At 78.7% G+C, this 1,358-nt stretch carries 2 protein-coding genes and 1 pseudogene; all 3 read left to right on the top strand.

Annotated features, from left to right (window positions below):
* Positions 1 to 303, top strand: a pseudogene (locus AC1MIR_RS06200) (hypothetical protein); the annotation flags it as partial.
* Positions 304 to 322: 19 nt separating this feature from the next.
* Positions 323 to 970 carry a hypothetical protein gene (locus tag AC1MIR_RS06195; RefSeq protein ID WP_480027312.1) on the top strand — a complete coding sequence of 216 codons (648 nt, stop codon included), beginning with the start codon at positions 323 to 325 and terminating at the stop codon, positions 968 to 970.
* 106 nt (positions 971 to 1,076) lie between these two features.
* A partial coding sequence (locus AC1MIR_RS06190) for a cytochrome b/b6 domain-containing protein (protein ID WP_480027311.1) occupies positions 1,077 to 1,358 on the top strand: 282 nt, incomplete at its 3' end.

Below are 1,358 nucleotides of genomic sequence, written 5' to 3'. Positions count from 1 at the left end.
GGCGGGGGGCGGGGGGGGGGGGGGGCGGCGGGGGGGGGGGGGCGGGGGCCCGGGGGGCGGGCGGGGCCCCCCCCGGGCGCGCGGCCGCTGGCCGGCAAGACCGGGACGACGCAGGATTTCCGCGACGCCTGGTTCCTCGGCCTCGTGCCGGGGCCGGGGGCGGGGCTCGTCATCGGGGTCTGGCTCGGCAACGACGATGGCGCGCCGATGGCCGGCGTGCGGGGCGGCTCGCTGCCGGCGCGCCTGGTGCGGGACATTGTGGCGGCACTCGGCGGCGCGCCGGGCGGCGTCGCGGGCGATTGAGGTCGGGGAGGGCGACGGCTTGGACGACGACACGCGTGCGGCATCGGTTCCGGGCGCCGACCTGCGGCTCCTTCGGCACGAGAGCCTGCGCCGGGCGGCGCCGGCGGTGCAGCACGAGGTCAACAACGCGATGATGGTGCTGGCCTCCAACCTGGAGATGCTGGGCCGCAGCACGCCGGAGGGCGCGCCGCGCCGCCAGCTCGACCGCGCGCTGGAAGCGATGCGCCGGCTTGAGGCGGTCATGCGCGGCTATCTCGACGCGGCTCGGCGAGAGGCGCAGGATGCCGTGGTGACGGCGCCGACCGCAGCTCTGGAGCGGGTGCTGCCGCTGCTGCGCGTCGCGCTCGGCGGACGCTTCGCCTTCGACCTCGATCCGCCGGGCTCCGAGCCGCTGCCGGGGGTCAGGCTCGATCCGGCGCGGCTCGATCTGGCTTTGCTCCGCCTGGTGCAGGACGCGCAGCAGCGGATGCCGGCGGGCTCGCGGATCGCGGCCGCCGGCGAGGGGCGCCCGGCGAGCAGCGAGGTCGCCCTGGTTCTGCGCCTGCCGCGCGGCGCCGAGCCGGAGGAAGAGGTGGCGGCTCTGCTGGCCGAGGCGGCCGGCGCCACCGGCGGGCGGCTGGAGCGGCGCGAGGACGGCATCGCCCTCGTCTGGCCGCGCGCCGGATAGCGAGGATGCCGGGCGCGCCGGCACGGGGCTTGCGCTGCGTCAAGGATGCGCCGCGCCGGCAGGGACAGGATCCCGGCGCAGGGCCGGAAGCGATGAGGGAAAGCCGATGCGCCGCTACACGATGCCGAGCATCCTGCTGCACTGGACCATGGCGCTGGCGATCGGCGCCGCCTGGCTGATCGGGCAGTTGCTGGAGGAGTTCCCGCGCGCCGAGCGCGCGGGGCCGCAGGCGGCGCATGTCCTGCTCGGGCTCGGCGTCGCCGCGCTGCTGCTGCCGCGCCTGCTGGCGCGTGTGCTCGGCGGCGCGCCGGCCGCGGGCGGGCCGGAGTGGGAACGCCGCCCGGCGGCGGCCGCGCCGGGCCCGGGCAACCGGCGGGTGCAGGCGGGG

Source organism: Falsiroseomonas sp. RANM36 (genome assembly GCF_056682175.1).
The sequence above is the reverse complement of the archived record's forward strand: the minus strand, read 5'-3'. Positions and strand labels throughout refer to the sequence as shown.